This window comes from Micromonospora sp. NBC_00860 (assembly GCF_045207375.1).
Lineage (GTDB): Bacteria > Actinomycetota > Actinomycetes > Mycobacteriales > Micromonosporaceae > Micromonospora > Micromonospora vinacea.
Genome location: NZ_CP108825.1, coordinates 243,499 through 261,138, shown reverse-complemented (window position 1 = coordinate 261,138; position 17,640 = coordinate 243,499). Strand labels below are relative to the sequence as shown.

17 protein-coding genes and 1 pseudogene are annotated in these 17,640 nt (G+C 72.7%); 12 read left to right on the top strand and 6 right to left on the bottom strand.

Annotated features, from left to right (window positions below; all coding sequences use genetic code 11):
• Positions 1-78 precede the first annotated feature (78 nt).
• Positions 79-525 carry an SRPBCC domain-containing protein gene (locus tag OH804_RS01270; protein ID WP_030488771.1) on the bottom strand — a complete coding sequence of 149 codons (447 nt, stop codon included), beginning with the start codon at positions 523-525 and terminating at the stop codon, positions 79-81.
• 188 nt (positions 526-713) lie between these two features.
• Between OH804_RS01270 and OH804_RS01265 the strand changes: the two genes are divergently transcribed.
• The 3 genes from OH804_RS01265 to gltX are packed head-to-tail and all read left to right on the top strand — an operon-like array spanning position 714 to position 4,798.
• A complete protein-coding gene (locus OH804_RS01265; RefSeq protein ID WP_406062210.1) occupies positions 714-2,063 on the top strand; it encodes a GH1 family beta-glucosidase in 1,350 nt (449 codons plus the stop codon).
• Positions 2,060-3,337 (top strand): MFS transporter, encoded by a 1,278-nt coding sequence (locus OH804_RS01260; RefSeq protein ID WP_406062208.1) that lies wholly within the window; start codon positions 2,060-2,062, stop codon positions 3,335-3,337. Before OH804_RS01265 ends, OH804_RS01260 begins: the two co-directional genes overlap by 4 nt.
• Positions 3,338-3,388: 51 nt before the next feature.
• Positions 3,389-4,798, top strand: a complete 1,410-nt coding sequence (gene gltX / locus OH804_RS01255) for a glutamate--tRNA ligase (protein ID WP_406062206.1) — start codon at positions 3,389-3,391, stop codon at positions 4,796-4,798.
• Between the two features lie 239 nt (positions 4,799-5,037).
• On the opposite strand, the gene OH804_RS01250 is transcribed toward gltX, so the two are convergent.
• Positions 5,038-5,646, bottom strand: coding sequence for a copper resistance protein CopC (locus OH804_RS01250; RefSeq protein WP_406062204.1), 609 nt, complete (start codon positions 5,644-5,646; stop codon positions 5,038-5,040).
• Positions 5,647-5,898: 252 nt separating this feature from the next.
• On the opposite strand from OH804_RS01250, the gene OH804_RS01245 reads away from it, so the two are divergent.
• Positions 5,899-6,549 (top strand): hypothetical protein, encoded by a 651-nt coding sequence (locus tag OH804_RS01245; protein ID WP_196919137.1) that lies wholly within the window; start codon positions 5,899-5,901, stop codon positions 6,547-6,549.
• Between the two features lie 56 nt (positions 6,550-6,605).
• Here the strand turns inward: OH804_RS01245 and OH804_RS01240 are convergent, their stop codons facing one another.
• Positions 6,606-6,929 carry a hypothetical protein gene (locus OH804_RS01240; protein ID WP_196919138.1) on the bottom strand — a complete coding sequence of 108 codons (324 nt, stop codon included), beginning with the start codon at positions 6,927-6,929 and terminating at the stop codon, positions 6,606-6,608.
• 313 nt (positions 6,930-7,242) lie between these two features.
• Between OH804_RS01240 and OH804_RS01235 the strand changes: the two genes are divergently transcribed.
• The 7 genes and pseudogenes from OH804_RS01235 to fabF all read left to right on the top strand — a co-directional run bounded on the left by OH804_RS01235 (position 7,243) and on the right by fabF (position 13,964).
• Positions 7,243-8,427 carry a sensor histidine kinase gene (locus OH804_RS01235; RefSeq protein WP_406062202.1) on the top strand — a complete coding sequence of 395 codons (1,185 nt, stop codon included), beginning with the start codon at positions 7,243-7,245 and terminating at the stop codon, positions 8,425-8,427.
• On the top strand, positions 8,424-9,125 hold the full coding sequence (locus OH804_RS01230; RefSeq protein WP_406062200.1) for a response regulator: 702 nt from the start codon (positions 8,424-8,426) through the stop codon (positions 9,123-9,125). Before OH804_RS01235 ends, OH804_RS01230 begins: the two co-directional genes overlap by 4 nt.
• Positions 9,126-9,162: 37 nt before the next feature.
• A complete protein-coding gene (locus OH804_RS01225) occupies positions 9,163-10,464 on the top strand; it encodes a PucR family transcriptional regulator (RefSeq protein WP_406062198.1) in 1,302 nt (433 codons plus the stop codon).
• A gap of 78 nt (positions 10,465-10,542) precedes the next feature.
• A pseudogene (locus OH804_RS01220) lies at positions 10,543-11,460 on the top strand (ACP S-malonyltransferase); the annotation flags it as partial.
• Positions 11,461-11,465: 5 nt separating this feature from the next.
• Positions 11,466-12,410: a beta-ketoacyl-ACP synthase III gene (locus tag OH804_RS01215; RefSeq protein ID WP_091409280.1), complete on the top strand. Its 945-nt coding sequence runs from the start codon at positions 11,466-11,468 to the stop codon at positions 12,408-12,410.
• 85 nt (positions 12,411-12,495) lie between these two features.
• Complete coding sequence (locus OH804_RS01210) at positions 12,496-12,735, top strand: acyl carrier protein (RefSeq protein ID WP_030330276.1); 240 nt, start codon at positions 12,496-12,498, stop codon at positions 12,733-12,735.
• A gap of 2 nt (positions 12,736-12,737) precedes the next feature.
• Positions 12,738-13,964, top strand: coding sequence for a beta-ketoacyl-ACP synthase II (fabF, locus tag OH804_RS01205; protein ID WP_112582580.1), 1,227 nt, complete (start codon positions 12,738-12,740; stop codon positions 13,962-13,964).
• Between the two features lie 51 nt (positions 13,965-14,015).
• Here the strand turns inward: fabF and OH804_RS01200 are convergent, their stop codons facing one another.
• The gene (locus OH804_RS01200; protein ID WP_406062195.1) at positions 14,016-14,234 is read right to left on the bottom strand and encodes a hypothetical protein; all 219 of its coding nucleotides are present in this window, start codon (positions 14,232-14,234) and stop codon (positions 14,016-14,018) included.
• A 132-nt stretch (positions 14,235-14,366) separates the two neighbouring features.
• Between OH804_RS01200 and OH804_RS01195 the strand changes: the two genes are divergently transcribed.
• The gene (locus OH804_RS01195) at positions 14,367-15,041 is read left to right on the top strand and encodes a lipoprotein (RefSeq protein ID WP_406062193.1); all 675 of its coding nucleotides are present in this window, start codon (positions 14,367-14,369) and stop codon (positions 15,039-15,041) included.
• Positions 15,042-15,083: 42 nt separating this feature from the next.
• Here OH804_RS01195 and OH804_RS01190 read toward each other — a convergent pair whose 3' ends face one another.
• Together OH804_RS01190 and OH804_RS01185 are read right to left on the bottom strand one after the other, a co-directional pair.
• Positions 15,084-16,817, bottom strand: coding sequence for a glycoside hydrolase family 3 protein (locus tag OH804_RS01190; protein WP_406062192.1), 1,734 nt, complete (start codon positions 16,815-16,817; stop codon positions 15,084-15,086).
• 87 nt (positions 16,818-16,904) lie between these two features.
• Positions 16,905-17,396, bottom strand: coding sequence for a DUF3145 domain-containing protein (locus OH804_RS01185; RefSeq protein WP_091409261.1), 492 nt, complete (start codon positions 17,394-17,396; stop codon positions 16,905-16,907).
• Positions 17,397-17,640 lie beyond the last annotated feature (244 nt).

Below are 17,640 nucleotides of genomic sequence, written 5' to 3'. Positions count from 1 at the left end.
GAGCGGCGGTGGTCCGGGGGCCCTGGCGGGGATCCGGACCACCGCCGTCGCGGGTGACGCCGGGAGGATGGGCTCTCGTCAGCCGACGGCGGCCAGGTCGGTGAGCCGGGCCAGCGAGTCCTCCAGGTCGGCGCCGACCCGACGCAGTCCGAGGCGCAGCAGGGCCGCCTTGACCGGGCCGGCCGGCCAGCGGACCACGATGAGGCGCACGATGGTCCCGCCCTCCTCCTCGTCTCCGGTGAGCTGGACGTAGATCTCGGTGCGCGCCTCCGCGCGAGATCCCGCTCCCTTGGCCCGTTCCCGCCAGCCGATCAGCGTCGGCTCCTGGTAGGCGATCACCTCGGCCTCATGCGCCGAGCCGCGCCCCGCCTGGACCAGTTGTCGCCGCCCGAAGCCCTCTCCCGAGAGCACTTCGGCCGCGCGGACCCCGGCCAGCCAGGCCGGCAACTGCTCGGCCCGCTGCACGACATCCCAGACCACTTCAATTGGCGCCGCCACGTGCGCACTGCGTTCCACGAGGATCATTTCCGTCTTTCCTCCGGTGAGGACATCCCACGATATCGGCACTCTATGCGTTAAATCGGACTTACCTGGACGGGTTCGGAAAAAGACACGCCGATCAACCATTGCGGAATGCGCCAGGCCGGCCTATGGCGCATTCATCGACAGCGCCCTAAAGTCCCGAGCACGTTTCACGTTGACCGGGAGGGCGCATGTCGACCGCACCGTTGCCCCAGTTCCCCACCGGCTTCCGCTGGGGCGTCTCCACATCGGCCCACCAGATCGAGGGCGCCACCACTGCCGACGGCCGAGCCCCGTCCATCTGGGACACCTTCGCGCGCTCCCCCGGGCGGATCAGCGACGGCAGCAGCGGCGAGGTGGCCTGCGACCACTACCACCGGCGCACCGAGGACGTGGCGCTGCTGGCCGGCCTGGGCGTCTCCGCGTACCGGTTCTCCATCGCCTGGCCCCGGGTCCAGCCCACCGGCGCCGGCCCGGCCAACCCGGCCGGCCTGGACTTCTACGACCGGCTGGTGGACGAGTTGCTGGCCGCCGGCGTCGACCCGGTGGCCACCCTCTACCACTGGGACCTGCCGCAACCCCTCGAAGACGCCGGCGGCTGGCTGCACCGCGACACCGCCGCCCGGTTCGCCGAGTACGCCGAGAAGACCGCCGCCCGGCTCGGCGACCGGGTCCGGCTCTGGATCACCCTGAACGAGCCGTTCATCCACATGAGCCTCGGCTACGGCATGGGCGTGCACGCCCCCGGCCGCATGCTGCTGTTCGACGCCTTCCCGGTCGCCCACCACCAACTGCTCGGGCACGGACTCGCGGTCGCCGCGCTGCGGGCGCACACCGCCAGTCCGGTGGCGATCGCCAACAACTACTCGCCGGTGCGGGTGCTCGGCGACCGCGACGCCGACCGGGCCGCCGGGGCCGCGTACGAGGCGCTGCACAACCGGCTCTTCACCGACCCGCTGCTCGGCCGCGGCTACCCGGAGCTGCCCGGCTTCGACCCGAGCGTCATCCACCCCGGCGACCTCGACACGATCGCCGCGCCGCTCGACGTGCTCGGGGTCAACTACTACAACCCCACCGGGGTACGTGCTGCCGAGGAGGGCTCGCCCCTGCCGTTCGACCTCGTGCCGCTGGACGGCTACCCACGTACCGCCTTCGACTGGCCGGTGGCCCCCGACGGGCTACGCGAACTGCTCGGCTGGCTGCGCGACACGTACGGCGACGAGCTGCCACCCATCGAGATCACCGAGAGCGGCTGCGCGTACGACGACGTACCCGACGCCGACGGGCAGGTGACCGACCCGGAGCGGATCGCGTACCTCGACGGGCACCTGCGCGCGGTGCGGGCCGCCGTCGACGACGGGGTGGACGTCCGCGGGTACTTCGTCTGGTCGTTGCTGGACAACTGGGAGTGGGCCGAGGGGTTCACCAAGCGCTTCGGTCTGGTGCACGTCGACTACGCCACCCAGACCCGTACGCCGAAGTCGTCGTACACCTGGTTGCGGGACGTGATCGCGGCCAGCCGGCCGGGGTCGACGCGGTGACCACCCTCGACCCGACGCCGGCGTCGCTGCCGGCGTCGCTCGCCGAACCGACGGTGCCGGTGCGGCGCGGCTGGATCGGTTTGATCTTCGCGGCCAACCTCGGCGTGTGGATGGCGTTCTTCACGCCCATCCAGGTGCTGCTGCCGCAGCAGATCGAGCAGATCGCGCCCGGCGACAAGGAGAACATGCTGGCCGTGGTCACCGGCCTCGGTGCGCTGGCCGCGGTGCTGGCCAACCCCCTCGCTGGCGCACTCTCCGACCGGACCTGCCTGCGCATCGCCGGCCGCGAGTTCGGTCGTCGGCACATCTGGACGGCGGGCGGGGCCGTGCTGGGCGCGGCGGCCCTGGTGCTGCTGGCCCAGCAGCAGACCATCCTCGGGGTCGCCCTCGGCTGGGTCGCCGCGCAGGTCTGCTTCAACGCGATGCTGGCCAGCCTCAGCGCGGCCATCCCGGACCGGGTTCCGGTGCGCCAGCGCGGCGGGGTCTCGGGTTGGGTGGGCATCCCGCAGGCGCTCGGGTTGGTGCTCGGCGCGGTGCTGGTGACCGCAGTGGTCACCGGCAACACCGCCGGCTACCTGGCCATCGCCGTGGCCATCCTGCTGTTGTCGCTGCCGTTCGCGCTGCTCACCCCCGACGAGCCGCTGCCGCGTACGCATCGGCCGGTGATCCGGACGCGGGCGCTGCTGGCCTCGATGTGGATCAGCCCCCGCCGGCACCCGGATTTCGCCTGGGCCTGGATCACCCGGTTCCTGGTCCAGTTGGGCAATGCGCTGGGCACCCTCTACCTGCTGTACTTCCTCAGCGACGGGGTGCGCCACCCCGACCCCGAGGGCGGCCTGCTGGTGCTGATCCTGCTCTACACGCTCGGGATGATGCTGACCGCTGTGGTCGCCGGCCGGATGTCCGACCGGTCCGGCCGGCGCAAGATCTACGTGATCGTCTCCGGGCTGATCATGGCAGTGGCGGCGCTGCTGCTCGCTGTCGCGCCGGTCTGGCCGATGGCCATCGTCGCGGCGCTGCTGCTCGGCGCCGGTTACGGCATCTACCTCTCGGTGGACGCCGCGTTGATCACGCAGGTGCTGCCCCGGGCCACCGACCGGGCCAAGGACCTGGGAGTCATCAACATCGCCAACTCGGCGCCGCAGGTGCTCGGCCCGGCGCTCTCCGCCCCGCTCGTGGTCTACCTGGGTGGCTATCCCACGCTCTACGCGGTCACCGCCGTGGTCACAGTGCTCGGCAGCGCCCTGGTCGTCAAGATCCGCTCGGTGCCGTGAGCCTGGGGGCGGTGGCGGAAAGCAGTCGCGTACCGCCGTAGGCTGGGGGACGTGACAGTACGTGTGCGATTCGCCCCCTCCCCGACCGGTATGTTCCACGTCGGCGGCGCCCGCTCGGCGCTGCAGAACTGGATCTTCGCCAAGCAGCAGGGCGGCGTGTTCGTGCTGCGCATCGAGGACACCGACGCGGCGCGCAACAAGCCCGAGTGGACCGAGGGCATCCTCTCCGCGCTGGACTGGATCGGGATCTCCCGGGGCAGCTACGAGGGCCCGTACTTCCAGTCGGCGAATGCGGGCGAGCACCGGGCCGCCGCCGCGCGCCTGTACGAGTCGGGCCGCGCCTACTACTGCGACTGCACCCGCGAGGACGTGCAGGCCCGCACCGGCTCGCAGTACCAGGGCTACGACGGCTACCACCGCGACCGTGGCCTCGGCCCGGGCCCGGGGCACGCGCTGCGCTTCCGTACGCCGGACGAGGGCACGACAGTGGTGGTCGACCTGATCCGCGGTGAGCCCACCTTCGAGAACAAGCTCATCGAGGACTTCGTCATCGCCCGGGGCGACGGCTCGCCGGTCTTCCTGCTGGCCAACGTCGTCGACGACATGACCATGGGGATCACCCACGTGATCCGGGCCGAGGAGCACCTGCCCAACACCCCCAAGCAGCAGCTGCTCTGGGAAGCCCTCGGGGTCAAGCCGCCGGTCTGGGCGCACGTGCCGGTGGTGGTCAACGAGAAGCGGCAGAAGCTCTCCAAGCGCCGGGACAAGGTCGCCCTGGAGGCGTACCGCGACGAGGGTTACCTCGCCGGCGCGATGCGCAACTACCTCATGCTGCTCGGCTGGGCCCCCTCCGGCGACCGGGAGATCGTCCCCTGGTCGGTGATCGAGGACGAGTTCCGGCTGGACGAGGTCAACCTCTCCTCGGCGTTCTTCGACGAGAAGAAGCTGCGGGCGTTCAACGGTGAGTACATTCGCGCGCTGCCGGTAGCCGAGTTCATCGACGCCTGCCAGCCGTGGCTGACCGGCACCGGGACCATCCCGCCACCGCCGTGGCAGCCAGAGGAGTTCGACGCCGACGCGTTCGCCGCCGTGGCGCCGCTGGCCCAGACGCGCATCGCGGTGCTCAGCGAGATCGTGCCGAACGTCGACTTCCTCTTCCTGGCCTCGCCGCTGATCGACGAGGCCGCCTGGACCAAGACCATGAAGGACGGCTCCGCCGAGCTGCTGGACGACGCGGTCGCAGCGTTCGAGGCACTGGAGGCGTGGGACGCCGAGTCGCTGAAGTCGACGCTGGAGGCGGTCGGCGCCGAGCGGGGCCTCAAGCTCGGCAAGACGCAGGCGCCGGTGCGGGTCGCGGTCACCGGCCGCACCGTGGGCCTGCCGCTGTTCGAGTCGCTGGAGGTGCTCGGTCGCGAGCGCACCCTGACCCGGATCCGCGCCGCCCGCCTGCGCCTGGTCTGACGGAGACAAGGGCGAGCCGGGCCGGGCCGGGCCGGGCCGGGCCGGGCCGGGCCGGGCCGGGCCGGGCCGGCAATTCCCTCAACGCCACCTTTGCTCTGCTTCACTCCACGCAACACCGACCGCCCGACTATCGGACGGTCGGTGTTGCGTTCGTTGAAGCAGAGCAAAGGTGGGTGTCCAGCACCGGCCTGGTCCGCCGGCATCGGCATCCGACTGCTGGGCGCCGTGACGCCCGTCGTTCAGTGGCCTGCGGAGCGGCGGCGGAACACGAGGCCGGCCGCGAGGGCGGCCAGCAGCACCAGGCCGCCGAGCGCCCAGGGCCACCAACGACTGCCGGAGTCGGACCGCTCCGACGCCGCCGGCACCGTCGAACTGCCGGGCGTCGCCGACGTAGGCCCTGCGGAGGGTGCGCCGACGGCGGGCGCGCCAGCCGAGGGCGACCCGACCGGGCTGGTGCTGGCGGCGGCCGACGGCGAGGCGGACGGGTCCGCCGCGGTGCCGCTGGTCAGGGTGAACCGCACCTCGCCCTTCACCGGATGCCCGTCGGACGACGCAAGCTGGTAGCCGACGATGTAGAGCCCCGCGGCGGCCGGCTTGAACGGCACCCGCACCCGGCTGCCGTCGAAGGCGGGAGTCCCGCCAGCGACCACATTGTCCGGTCCGGTTATTGTGATCTTCGTCGAAGCCGGTGACGGCTTGGCGAGGAACCGCAGTTCGATCCGGGCAGGTGCCGTCGCCACGCGGGCGCCGTTGCGCGGGTCGCTGCCGGTCAGCTCGTTGTGGGCGGCGGCTGGTGTCGCCGGCACCAGAAACGACACACCGAACGCCACGCCGAGCACCACTGGCACGACCCGCACCGTACGTGTAACCCTGCCCCCCATGAACCCCTCCGTAAGGGTACGATCCGCCCGCTGATCAAACGGCTCCTCATTAGTCGAGCAGAGATCGCAGATAGTTCCAATTAGTGTTCCAAAAGCTGCAACTCATCGACGTTCTGCGGAGTCTGTAGGAGTGGACGCGACCATCTGGTCGATGCCGCACCGGCAGGTCGGTCCGGACGTCACGACGAAGCCATCCATCGAACGGGGCGAGGAGGCGGGATGGTCCGACACATGAGGCGGTTGGCCGCCGTGTTGGCGGGCACGCTGGCGGCGGCGCTGCTGACGCTGGGCACCGCTGGCTCGGCCTCGGCGGCGCCGAAGCCGGCACCCGCCGGAGTGGACATCACCGGCACGGGACTGTCCGCGCCGCTGCGGATGCACGCGGACAAGGAGCCGGCCCTCGTGGGCGCGGTCATCGACCAGGTCAACTTCCTCGCTCGCACCGGCATGCCGACCGGTCCGAAGGCTGCCAACCTCGGTCCGAAATACACTGTCGTGGTGCTCGCCGGCGAGACGCCGAAACAGACCTACGACCTCTATCCCAAGGCGATCGGCGGCCCGCGTGTCTACCGGCCGGCGAAGCAGCCGGACGGCCGCAAGACCAGCGCCGGATGGTTCCTGGGTCGGCTCAGCATGTCCGAGACCCTGCGCACCGCCGGTGTGCCGCTGGAGCGGCAGTTCGACACTGTCAGCGGCGGCGCGGGCGGCGGCGAGCGGGTGCTCCCGGAGGACACGCTCGACCCGGCGAAGGACCTCGACGAGGCGCTCGGCGACCTGCAACGCCTGCTGCTGCTCAACATCGGCGTGATGCTGACCATCACCGTCGGCCTCGCCGGAATCGCCCTGCTGATCCGCCGCCGCACTCGCTGACCCGACACACTCGCTGAGCCGACGCACTCGCTGATCAGCGAGTGCGTCGGCGGCGGTCAGCACCAGCGACGCGGTGGGCGCTCCCGGCGGGTGGCCCGTGGCCGCGGCCGGACCGCGCCATGCCGATGCGCCCCGGCCCAGCCGGGAAGTTCACTGAGGCAACCAGCGGGAACGTCCGAGTCGGGCTCGGCGGGACCGGCGGGCTCGGCGGAGCGCTGACGCGGGATGTCCTCGTCGGCCCGGCCGGCGAGCGGCTCCACCGGGTGCGATGGTGCGCCACCGACCGCCCGGCGGTGCTTGCCAGCCGCCTGCGGGTCGTGGTGCCCCGGCCGGCAGGGCTCGCCCTGGGCGCAGCCGTGCTCGGCCTCCCCGTGCGCCATCCCCGGTCTCCTCACGCTCGTCCCACCCTCGGGTGCTCTCCCCGAGGTGCCCTGTCACCGTACTGGCCGGGACCGACGGGCCGCGCGCAGCGTACCCGGGGTCCCGGCCGGCCGGTCCGCGAAGACGCCGCTGAGCGCGGGACCCGGTTACGCAGTTCACAGCTTCTTTCCGCGCCGTTCACCCGGCGCGTCACGGCCGAGGGCGCACCGGCTGCGGGGAGTGGTCCGGGTACCCCTTTCGGCGCATGGCGGTGCGGTCGAGGTCCTCCCCCGGTCGGAGTTGGGCGGGCGACGGCTGTGGTGGGATCGGGGCATGCGTCCGCCACCATGGCTCGACTCCGGCACCCTCGGCCGTGACCTCGTGCTGGCCGGTGCGTCGCTGGCCGGCGGCCTGGTGCTCTACACCCTGGGTTGGCAACCGCAGGTCCGTCCGGACGCTGACGTGCCGTCGGCGTTGTTCCTGCCGCCGCTGCTGGCGGTCTGCGTCGCCGTCGGCCTGCGGCGGGTCGCACCGCGCGCCAGCCTGGCCGTGGGGACCGGCGCGCTGGTGGCCGACACGGCGCTGGGCAGTTCGCTGGGCACGCTCCTGGTCTACACGCAGGTGCTCTACGACGCCTGTGTGTACGGCCCGCCCCGGCTGTGGCGGTGGTTGCTGCGGATCACCGTGGCGCTGAGCCTGATCGGGGTGGTCGTCGGTGTGCTCGTGCACGGCCAGTGGAGCGGGGCGGCGCTCGGGGTGCTGGTGGTGCTCGTCGGGCTGCTGCCGGTGCTGACCGGCATCAGTGTGCGGCAGTACCGCGACCAGGCCGCCGCCGAGCGGGCGCGGGCCGAACAGACCGCCCGGTTGGTGGAGTTGGACCGTCGGCAGGCGGTCAGCGCCGAGCGGGCCCGGATGGCCCGGGAGCTGCACGACGTGGTCGCGAACCACCTGAGCGCGGTGGCCATCCACGCCACCGCCGTGCTCTCCGTGCCGGGGTTGGATCGCGGGCAGGTGGAGTCGGCGTTGCGGGTGATCAGGGAGAGCAGCGTGCAGGGGCTGGCGGAGATGCGGCAGATGATCGAGGTGCTGCGCGAGCCCGGGACCAGCGCCGGGCCGGGTACGCCGGAGGTGGTCACCGCGCGGCTGGCCGAGGCGGACGGACTGGTCGAGCGGGCTCGGGCGGCCGGCCTCGCGGTGCGGGTCCGGACCGACGGCACGCCGGGCGCACTGCCGGTGGGGGTGGACCTCGCCGCGTACCGGATCGTGCAGGAGTCACTGACGAACGCGCTCAAGCACGGTACGGGTGAGGCGGAGCTGACGATCGCGTACCGGCCGGCCGAGGTGGTGCTGACTGTGGAGAACCCGGTCCGGCGGGGCGGTGCCGGCCTGCCGGGCGCCGGGGCCGGGCTGATCGGTATGCGGGAGCGGGCCACCCTGCTGGCCGGCCGGTTCACCGCCGGGCCGCACGACGGTCGCTGGCGGGTGCGGGCGGCCCTGCCCACCGGGGAGGTCGGGTGACCGGGCCGGCGCGGCCACCGGACGCCGCGCGCGCGGCGACGGTACGGGTGGTGCTCGCCGACGACCAACCGGCGGTACGGGCCGGACTGGCACTGATTTTGAACGGCTCACCGGGTGTCGAGGTGGTCGGTGAGGCGGCCGACGGCGACGCCGCGGTGCGCCTGTGCCGGGAGTTGCGCCCCGACGTGGCGGTGCTGGATGTGCGGATGCCGCACCGGGACGGGATCTCCGCGACCCGGGCGATCGTCGGCGACGGGCTCGCCGACGTGCTGGTGCTCACCACCTTCGACCTCGATGAGTACGTCTTCGGGGCGTTGCGGGCCGGCGCGGCCGGGTTCCTGCTCAAGGACACCGACGCCGACGGCCTGGTCGGCGCGGTGCGGACGGTGGCGCGGGGCGACGGGTTCATCGCGCCCACCGTGACCCGCCGGCTGATCACCGCGTTCGCGGCCACCGCGCCCGGCGCGTCGGCGGACGCCCGGGCCGCGTTGGGCACCCTCACCCCGCGCGAGCGTGACGTGCTGGCCTGCCTCGGGTTGGGCCTGTCCAACCAGCAGATCGCCGACCGGCTGGTGCTGGCGGAGAGCACCACCAAGACCCACGTGAGCCGGATCCTGGCGAAGTTGGACCTGCGCAGTCGGGTGCAGGCCGCGATCCTGGCCCAGGAGGTGGGTCTGCCCCCTCCCCCGCAGCCGTGAGACGGGCGCCGACGCTGGCCGGCGGACCGGTGCCGGCGTGGTTGGCCTGCTCACGACGTGTCAGGCTAGGGCGGTGAGCACGCCGGGCGGTGGGGAGCTGTCGGCCACGCTGCGCCGGATCGAACGATCGGCGGGGGCGTTGGCCACCTCCAGCGTGGCCCGGATGGACGAGACGCTGCCCTGGTTCCGGGCGCTGCCTGCCGACCAGCGTTCCTGGGTGATGCTGGTCGCCCAGGCGGGCGCGAGGTCGCTGGTGCAGTGGCTGCGCGAGGGCGGCGGCACGGCGGACAGCACCCAGGAGGTCTCGGACGAGGTCTTCGCCGCCGCCCCGCAGGCGCTGGCCCGGTCGATCACCCTCCAGCAGACCGTCGCGTTGATCAAGGTGACCATCGACGTGGTCGAGGAGCAGGTGTCGCACCTGGCCGCCGAGGGCGAGGAGCAGCAGCTACGCGAGGCGGTGCTGCGCTTCTCTCGGGAGATCGCGTTCTCCGCCGCCCGGGTGTACGCACGGGCCGCCGAGTCGCGCGGCGCCTGGGACGCCCGGTTGCAGGCGCTGCTGGTCGACGCGCTGTTGCGCGGTGACTCGCCGGACGTCCTGGCCAGTCGGGCCGCCGCGCTGGGCTGGGCGGACGCGCCGCCGGTGGCGGTGGCGGTCGGCCGGTCGCCCGGCGGTGAGGTCTCCGCGGTGCTGCACGTGGTCTACCGGCAGGCCCGCCGGATCGGCGTGGAGGTGATCGGCGGCGTCCACGGCGACCGGCTGGTGATCGTGCTCGGCGGCGCACCGGACCCGCTGACCGCTACCGCGAAGCTGCTGGGCGCGTTCGGGGACGGCCCGGTGGTGGTCGGTCCCGCCGTACCGAGCCTGGACGAGGCGACCGAGTCGGCGCGGGCCGCGCTCTCCGGTTTTCGGGCCGCCCCGGCCTGGCCCAGCGCACCCCGACCGGTACCGGCCGCGGACCTGCTGCCGGAGCGGGCGCTCGCCGGCGACGCGGAGGCCCGTCGGCGGCTCCGTCACGATGTGTACGCGACACTGGTGCGCGCCGGTGGGGAACTGCTGGCGACCCTGGACGCCTTCCTGGCGGCCGGTGGCACGCTGGAGAGCGCGGCCCGGGCGCTGTTCGTGCACCCGAACACGGTGCGTTACCGTTTGCGCCGGATCGCCGAGGTGACAGGGTTCTCGCCGCTGTCGCCGCGGGACGCGTTCGCCCTTCAGGTCGCGCTGACAGTGGGTCGGTTGGACCCGGTCGCCCCGCTCGCCTCGCCGGTCCCGACTCAGACAATCACCCCGGGCAGCCGGAAACCTGCCCAAACCGAGGATGATCCCCGCCGATCTTTGTAGGAAACCTCCAAAGGTCCTAGTGTGGTTTGGTCGAAGGCGGCACCGCGTTACCCGCCTTTATCCGGGAGAGTCATAGGCGTGCTCGCCGTACTTAGTCCCGGCCAGGGTTCTCAGAAACCCGGCTTCCTGACCCCCTGGCTCGACCTGACCGGCACCGAGGCGCGACTGCGCGAGTGGTCGGCGTTGGCCGGGGTCGACCTGCTGCACCTGGGCACCGCCGCCGACGCCGACGAGATCAAGGACACCGCCCGCACCCAGCCGTTGCTGGTCGCCGCTGCGTTGCTCGCGGCCGAGCACCTGCCGCTGGACGGCATCGCGCTCACCGCCGGCCACAGCGTCGGCGAGCTGGGTGCCGCCGCACTGGCCGGTGTGCTGTCGGCCGACGCCGCGATCACCCTGGCCGGCGTACGCGGCCGGGAGATGGCCGCGGCGTGCGCGCTGGAGCCGACCGGAATGGCCGCGGTGCTCGGCGGCGACCCCGACGAGGTGATCGCCGCGATCGAGGCGAACGGGCTCTACCCGGCCAACCGCAACGGCGCCGGGCAGATCGTCGCCGCTGGCGCCCTGGACGGGCTGGACAAGCTCGCCGCCGCGCCGCCCGCCCGGACCCGGATCATCCGGCTCCAGGTGGCTGGCGCGTTCCACACGCCGTACATGGCTCCGGCCGAGACCGCGCTCGCCGCGGAGGCCGCCGGAATCACCCCCGCCGACCCGGCCCGGACCCTGCTGTCGAACCTCGACGGCACCGCTGTCGACGACGGCGCGGCCATGGTTCAGCGCCTCGTCCGTCAGGTCACCGCGCCGGTGCGCTGGGACCTGTGCATGCGTACGCTGGCCGACCTCGGGGTCACCGGCGTGATCGAACTGCCCCCGGCCGGCACCCTCGCCGGCCTGGTCAAGCGGGAACTCAAGGGCGACGGCGCCCCGGAGATCGTCACCCTCAACACCCCGGACGACCTGCCGGCCGCACGGGACCTGATCGCCCGTATCGGAGGTCGTTCATGACTGGCAGTCGCATCGTCTCGATGGGGCACTACCAGCCCTCCCGGGTGGTGACCAACGACGACATCGCCCAGCTCGTCGACACCAACGACGAGTGGATCCGCGACCGGGTCGGCATCGTCAGCCGGCGGATCGCCGACAGCGAGACGGTCGCCGACATGGCCGCCGCGGCCGCCGGCAAGGCGCTGGCCAACTCGGGCCTGACCGCCGCCGACATCGACCTGGTCGTGGTCGCCACCTGCTCCTCCATCGACCGCAGCCCCAACGTGGCCTGCCGGGTCGCCGCCAAGCTGGGCATCACCGCGCCGGGTGCGTTCGACCTCAACACCGCCTGCTCGGGCTTCGCCTACGCGCTGGGCACCGTCGACCACGCCATCCGGGCCGGGGCGTCGCGCAACGCGATCGTCATCGGTGCGGAGAAGCTGTCCGACTTCACCGACTGGACCGACCGCTCCACCTGCATCATCTTCGCGGACGGGGCCGGTGCCGCGGTGGTCTCCGCCACCGCCGACGACGAGCCGACCGGAATCGGCCCGGTCGTCTGGGGTTCGGTGCCGGACAAGAGCGACGCGGTCCGCATCGAGGGTTGGCGCCCGTACATCCAGCAGGAGGGTCAGGCGGTCTTCCGCTGGGCCACCACCGCGATCGCGCCCCTGGCGCTCCAGGCCTGCGAGCGGGCCGGGGTCGACCCGTCGGAGCTGGCCGCGTTCGTGCCGCACCAGGCCAACGCCCGGATCATCGACGGCATCGCCAAGCGGCTCAACATCCCCGACGCGATCATCGCGAAGGACATCGTCGAGTCCGGCAACACCTCCGCGGCGAGCGTGCCGCTGGCCCTTTCCAAGCTGGTCGAGCGCCGGGAGGTGCCCTCGGGCGCGCCGGTGCTGCTGTTCGGCTTCGGCGGTGGCCTGACCTACGCCGGTCAGGTCGTCCGCTGCCCCTGATGACCCCCTCGGGCGCGTACGCGTCGAGGAGTGGCGGTCGGCGACGCCGACCGCCGGAGAACCCCGATGAAAGGAACCAACCGCAATGACCCGTGACGAGATCACCACCGGCCTCGCCGAGATCCTCGAAGAGGTTGCCGGAGTGAACCCGGACGACGTGGCCGAGGGGAAGTCCTTCACCGACGACCTCGATGTCGACTCGCTCTCCATGGTGGAGGTCGTTGTCGCGGCCGAGGAGAAGTTCGGCGTCAAGATCCCGGACAACGAGGTGCAGAACCTCAAGACCGTCGGCGACGCTGTCAGCTACATCGCGGCGCAGTCCTGATCATGAGTCGTCCTGACGTCGTCGTCACCGGGCTCGGCGCGACGACCCCGCTTGGCGGGGACGTCGCGTCGACCTGGGACGCCATGCTCGCCGGCCGCTCCGGGGTGAGTGCCCTCACCCAGGAGTGGGCCGCGCAACTGCCGGTCCGGATCGCCGCCCAGTTGGCCGTGGAGCCGTCCGAGGTGCTGGACCGGGTCCGCCTGCGCCGCCTGGACCGTTCCGAGGCGATCGCGATCATCGCGGCGCAGCAGGCCTGGGCGGACGCCGGCCTCGCCGGCTCCGACCTCGACGGCGAGCGGTTGGCCGTCAGCGTCGGCTCCGGCATCGGCGGTGCCACCACCCTGCTCGCCCAGGACGACATCCTGGAGGCCTCCGGGCCACGGCGGGTGTCCCCGCACACCATCCCGATGCTGATGCCGAACGGTCCGGCCGCCTGGGTCGGGCTGGAGCTGGGCGCCAAGGCCGGCGTGCACTCGGTGGCCAGCGCCTGCGCCACCGGCGCCGAGGCGATCGCCCTCGGCCTGGACATCATCCGTTCCGGCCGGGCCGACGTGGTGGTGGCCGGCGGCACCGAGGCGGTCATCCACCCGCTGCCGATCGCCGGCTTCAGCTCGATGCGGGCCATGTCGACCCGCAACGACGACCCGGAGCGGGCCTCCCGCCCGTGGGACCGGGGCCGGGACGGCTTCGTCCTCGGCGAGGGCGCCGGCATCGTGGTGCTGGAGCGGGCCGAGCACGCCGCAGCCCGGGGCGCCCGGGTGTACGCGCGCCTCGCCGGCGCCGGCATCACCTCCGACGCGTACGACATCGTGCAGCCGCACGCCGAGGGCGAGGGCGCCATCCGGGCCATCGCCAAGGCGATCGCCGACGCGGACGTGGCGAAGCGGGACATCGTGCACGTCAACGCGCACGCCACCTCGACCCCGGTCGGGGACATGCTGGAGATCGGCGGGCTGCACAAGGCGCTCGGCGACCACCCGGTGCTGTCCGCGACGAAGTCGATGACCGGTCACCTGCTCGGTGCGGCCGGTGCGCTGGAGTCGATCGCCACCATCCTGGCGATCCGCGACAGCGTCGTCCCTCCGACGATCAACCTCGACGACCCGGAGCCAGGCCTCACCCTGGATGTCGCCGCGCACAAGGCCCGCCACATGGAGATCCCGGCCGCGTTGAACAACGCGTTCGGCTTCGGCGGCCACAACGTGGCGCTCGTCTTCGCTCGTCCCTGAGATCCTCCGCACGGGCCCCTCCTCTCATCGAGGAGGGGCCCTTCGCGTCGTTCAGCCCCGGTTGCGGGGGTGCTGTTTCGCGGTGCGCTCGTTGCCGTGGCGGTAGTTGCCGGTCCAGCGGGCCATCACCAACTGCGGGTCGTCGTCGACCTCGGCCAGGAACTCCGCGGCCCGAGCGTCGCGCAGCGTGCCGGCGACCCGTCCGTGGTGGGTGATCACCACGGTGCCGTCCGCCCGTTGCGTGTGCCGGAATCCTGCTGCCGCTCCCATGGGGGGAGGTTGTCAGACCGACCGGGGCGGGGCGACCCGATTTCGGTAGGGGGTGCGGCGATCGCGATTGACGTCGGGAGACCCCACGGCTTAGATGGGCCGACTGAAGATCGACTGACGGGGATCACCACCATGGACACTCGTACCCTCGTCGCCGTGTCGGCGGCGGCGCTCACCCTCGGCCTGCTGACCGGCTGCGGCGACGACGCGGACGCTCCCGCCGGGCCCGCGGCCGGCGCCCCGGCCCCGCAGGCCACTGGTGAGCCCTGGTACGACGAGGTGGCCCCGGCGTCGCCCAGCGGCACCGCCGGCGGCACGGGTTCCCCCTGCCGGGTACCTGTGACGTTTCCGCTGGCCGACGGGTGGACGGCCAAGGCGATCGAGCCGCCCAAGGGTGAGCTGGCCGAACTGCTCGGCGAGGCGCTCACCAAGCGCGGCGGCACCACGGTGCGCTGTGAGGTGGACGGGCGCCCGGCCGGGGGCGGATTCCTGCGGATCTGGGCGGCGGACTCGCCGACGGTCACGCCGCGCGCCGCGCTGGAGGGTTTCGCCGCCGGGGCCGGCGAGACGGTCGCCGGCCAACAGTTCCGCAACCTCCGCGCCGGCGGCTTCGACGCCACCGAGATGACCTGGCTCGCCACCAACCCGCTGGTCGAGGAGGAGGATGAGTCGCGGAACTGGGCGCTGGCCGTCCAGTCGGCGGGGCAGACGCTGGTCTTCGCCGTCAACGAGGGGCTGATCGCCGAACGGACCGACGTGCTGCCGGCGTACCGGCTCGCGGTGCGAGGCCTCACGAAGGGCGAGTGAGGTGGGCGACTGAGGTGGCTCCGACCCGTCCGGGTCGGCCGGTCAGGTGCGACAGGTCGTGGCGGGCAGTCCGGGGACGGTCACCGGCGATCGGCCGCCCGGCCGTGCCTTGCCGGCGAGCACGGCGGCCAGGCCGGTCATCGACGCCCGACTGGACGAGTACGTGGCCAGCAGCGTCGGTGACTTGGCGTCGGCCAGCACGTACGGGGTGTCCATGGCGACAGTGACCGCCGCGTCCGGGCGCAGGTCCTTGGCGCCGTCGCCGTAGCCCACCAGGTGCACGATCGTGCCGCCGCTGGGCTTGACCTGCACACCGGCGGCGGTCAGCGCGGCGGTGAGCGTGGCCCGGGTGCCGTCCCGACCGCCGGACGAGGTGACGGTGACCGGCCCGCGTACCGCTGCGCCGCAGGAGCCTCGCAGCACTGTGACGGCGGCGGCGGCCAGCGCGTCGGCGGCCGCCCGGTGCTCCGGGGTGTTCAGCGTGGACATCTGCGCCGCCGGCACCTGCGCGAGCTGGAACTTCATGGTCAGCACCCGGGTGACCGCCTCGACCAACCGGGTGCGGGGCAGCGATCCGCCGCGCAGTGCGGCGAGCAGCCCGTCGTACGCCTGACCGACGTTCGGGGTCATCAAAATGAGGTCGTTACCGGCGTTGAGCGCCCGGACCGCCGCCTCACCGGGAGCCCAGCGCTTCGCGGGCGGCATGTTCATCCCGTCGGTGATCACCACGCCCTTGAAGCCGAGTTGGCCGCGCAGCACGTCGGTGAGCAGCTTGTGCGAGAACGTCGCCGGGGTCCCCGGGTCGATCGCGCGCGCGTCCAGGTGACCAGACATCACGGCCATCGCGCCCGCGTCCATCCCGGCGGTGAACGGCGGCCACGCTCCGCTCTGCAACGCCGCGGCGGACTGGGTGAGCACCGGAAGGTCCTGGTGCGAGTCGTCGGCGCTGTGGCCGTGCCCGGGGAAGTGCTTCAGGGTGGCGGCGACCCCGGCCGCCTGGAGGCCACGGACCGCGCCGCCCACCTGCGTGGCGGCCTGCTTCGGGTCGGCGCCGTACGACCGGGAGCCGATCACGGTGCTGCGGGTGGCCAGCACGTCGGCCACCGGAGCGAAGTCGATGTTGATGCCCATCGCGGCCAACTCGGCGCCGGCGGCCCGCCAGGCGGCCTCGGTGAGCTTCGGGTCACCGGCGGCGCCGGCCGCGAGGGCGCTGGGCAGCACTGTGACCCCGTCGGTCACCCGGGTGACGACGCCGTACTCCTGGTCGGTGCCGATCAGCAGCGGCGCGGGACCTGCGGCGAGCCGACCGGCGGCGGTACGCAGCCCGGTGGTGAGCTCGTGCACCTGCTTGGGGTTGTCGACGTTCGTGGTCTCCTGGTTGCCCTTGGTCGGGTCGTCGGCGCTGAAGCCGACCAGGATCAGGCCACCCAACCGGTACTTGGCGATCATGTCGGCGGGGGTGTCGACCCCGGCGAGGGCCTGGTTACCGGCCGCCGAGCCGGCGGAGACCTTCGTCGCCGAGTCGCCGTAGGCGTACGGCATCAGCACCTGGCCGACCAGGTCCTCGTCGGAGAGCGTCGCGACCAGCGCGGCGGCCCGGCCGGCGGGGTCGCTGGCCGGCGGCGCGGCCGGGACGCTCGGGCCGGCGGACGTGCCGACCGGGCTGGGCGTCGGCGTGGGGCGGGGCGAGCCACCCGAGCAGCCGGAGACGAGCAGGGCGGTCAGGGCGGCGACAGCGACACGGGCGCGCCACGGGCGATTCGACACGCCGCCCATCCCACCAGCTTCTCCCTTATCGGGGCAACTTGACCTTACCGGTCGTCACCGACTCGACGGCGTACGGCCAGCGGTCCGGCGGCCGGGTCAACCGACCCGAGTGAGCAAGGTCACCGGGGCGCCGTCGCCGGCATACCGGTAGGGCTCCAGGTCAGCGTCCCACGCCGTGCCGAGCGCCTTGTCGAGGGCGTGCGCCAGCGCCTCCGGGGCCCGGGAGGCCGCCATCAGCGCCCGAAGTCGGTCCTCGCCGAGCTGGATGTCGCCCGCCACGCCGACCGTCGCCCGGAACAGGCCACGCGCCGGCACGTACATGAAGCGCTCACCATCGGCACCGGGACTCGGCTCCTCGGTGACCTCGAAACGGATCATGGGCCACTGCCGTAGGGCAGCAGCCAGCTCGGCGCCCGTCCCCGGACGACCGGTCCACCCGCACTCGGCCCGGCGTGCGCCGGGGTCGACGGGCTGAGCCGTCCACTGCAGGTTGACCGGCGCGGCTAGGACGCGCGCGATCGCCCACTCGACGTGCGAGCACACGGCGAGCGGGGTCGAGTGGACGTATACGACGCCACGCGTTGGCACGGTGACCTCCCGGAGAGCGAGGTGCGTCTTCCCCTACGACCTCGTCCACCCAGGTGGCTGCTGCAACACATGATGACTTCTGTGACGCGTGGTGCGCCAGGGAATCGGAAAAAACGCCGGGTGGAATAGCCGGACGGGTGGTCGCCGTTGCCTCTCAGGACACCGCGACGACCAGCATGATGTCGTGGTCCTGTACAGTTCCACCGGCGGCTTATGCCGCGTTACACCTTCGCGGGCCGAGTCA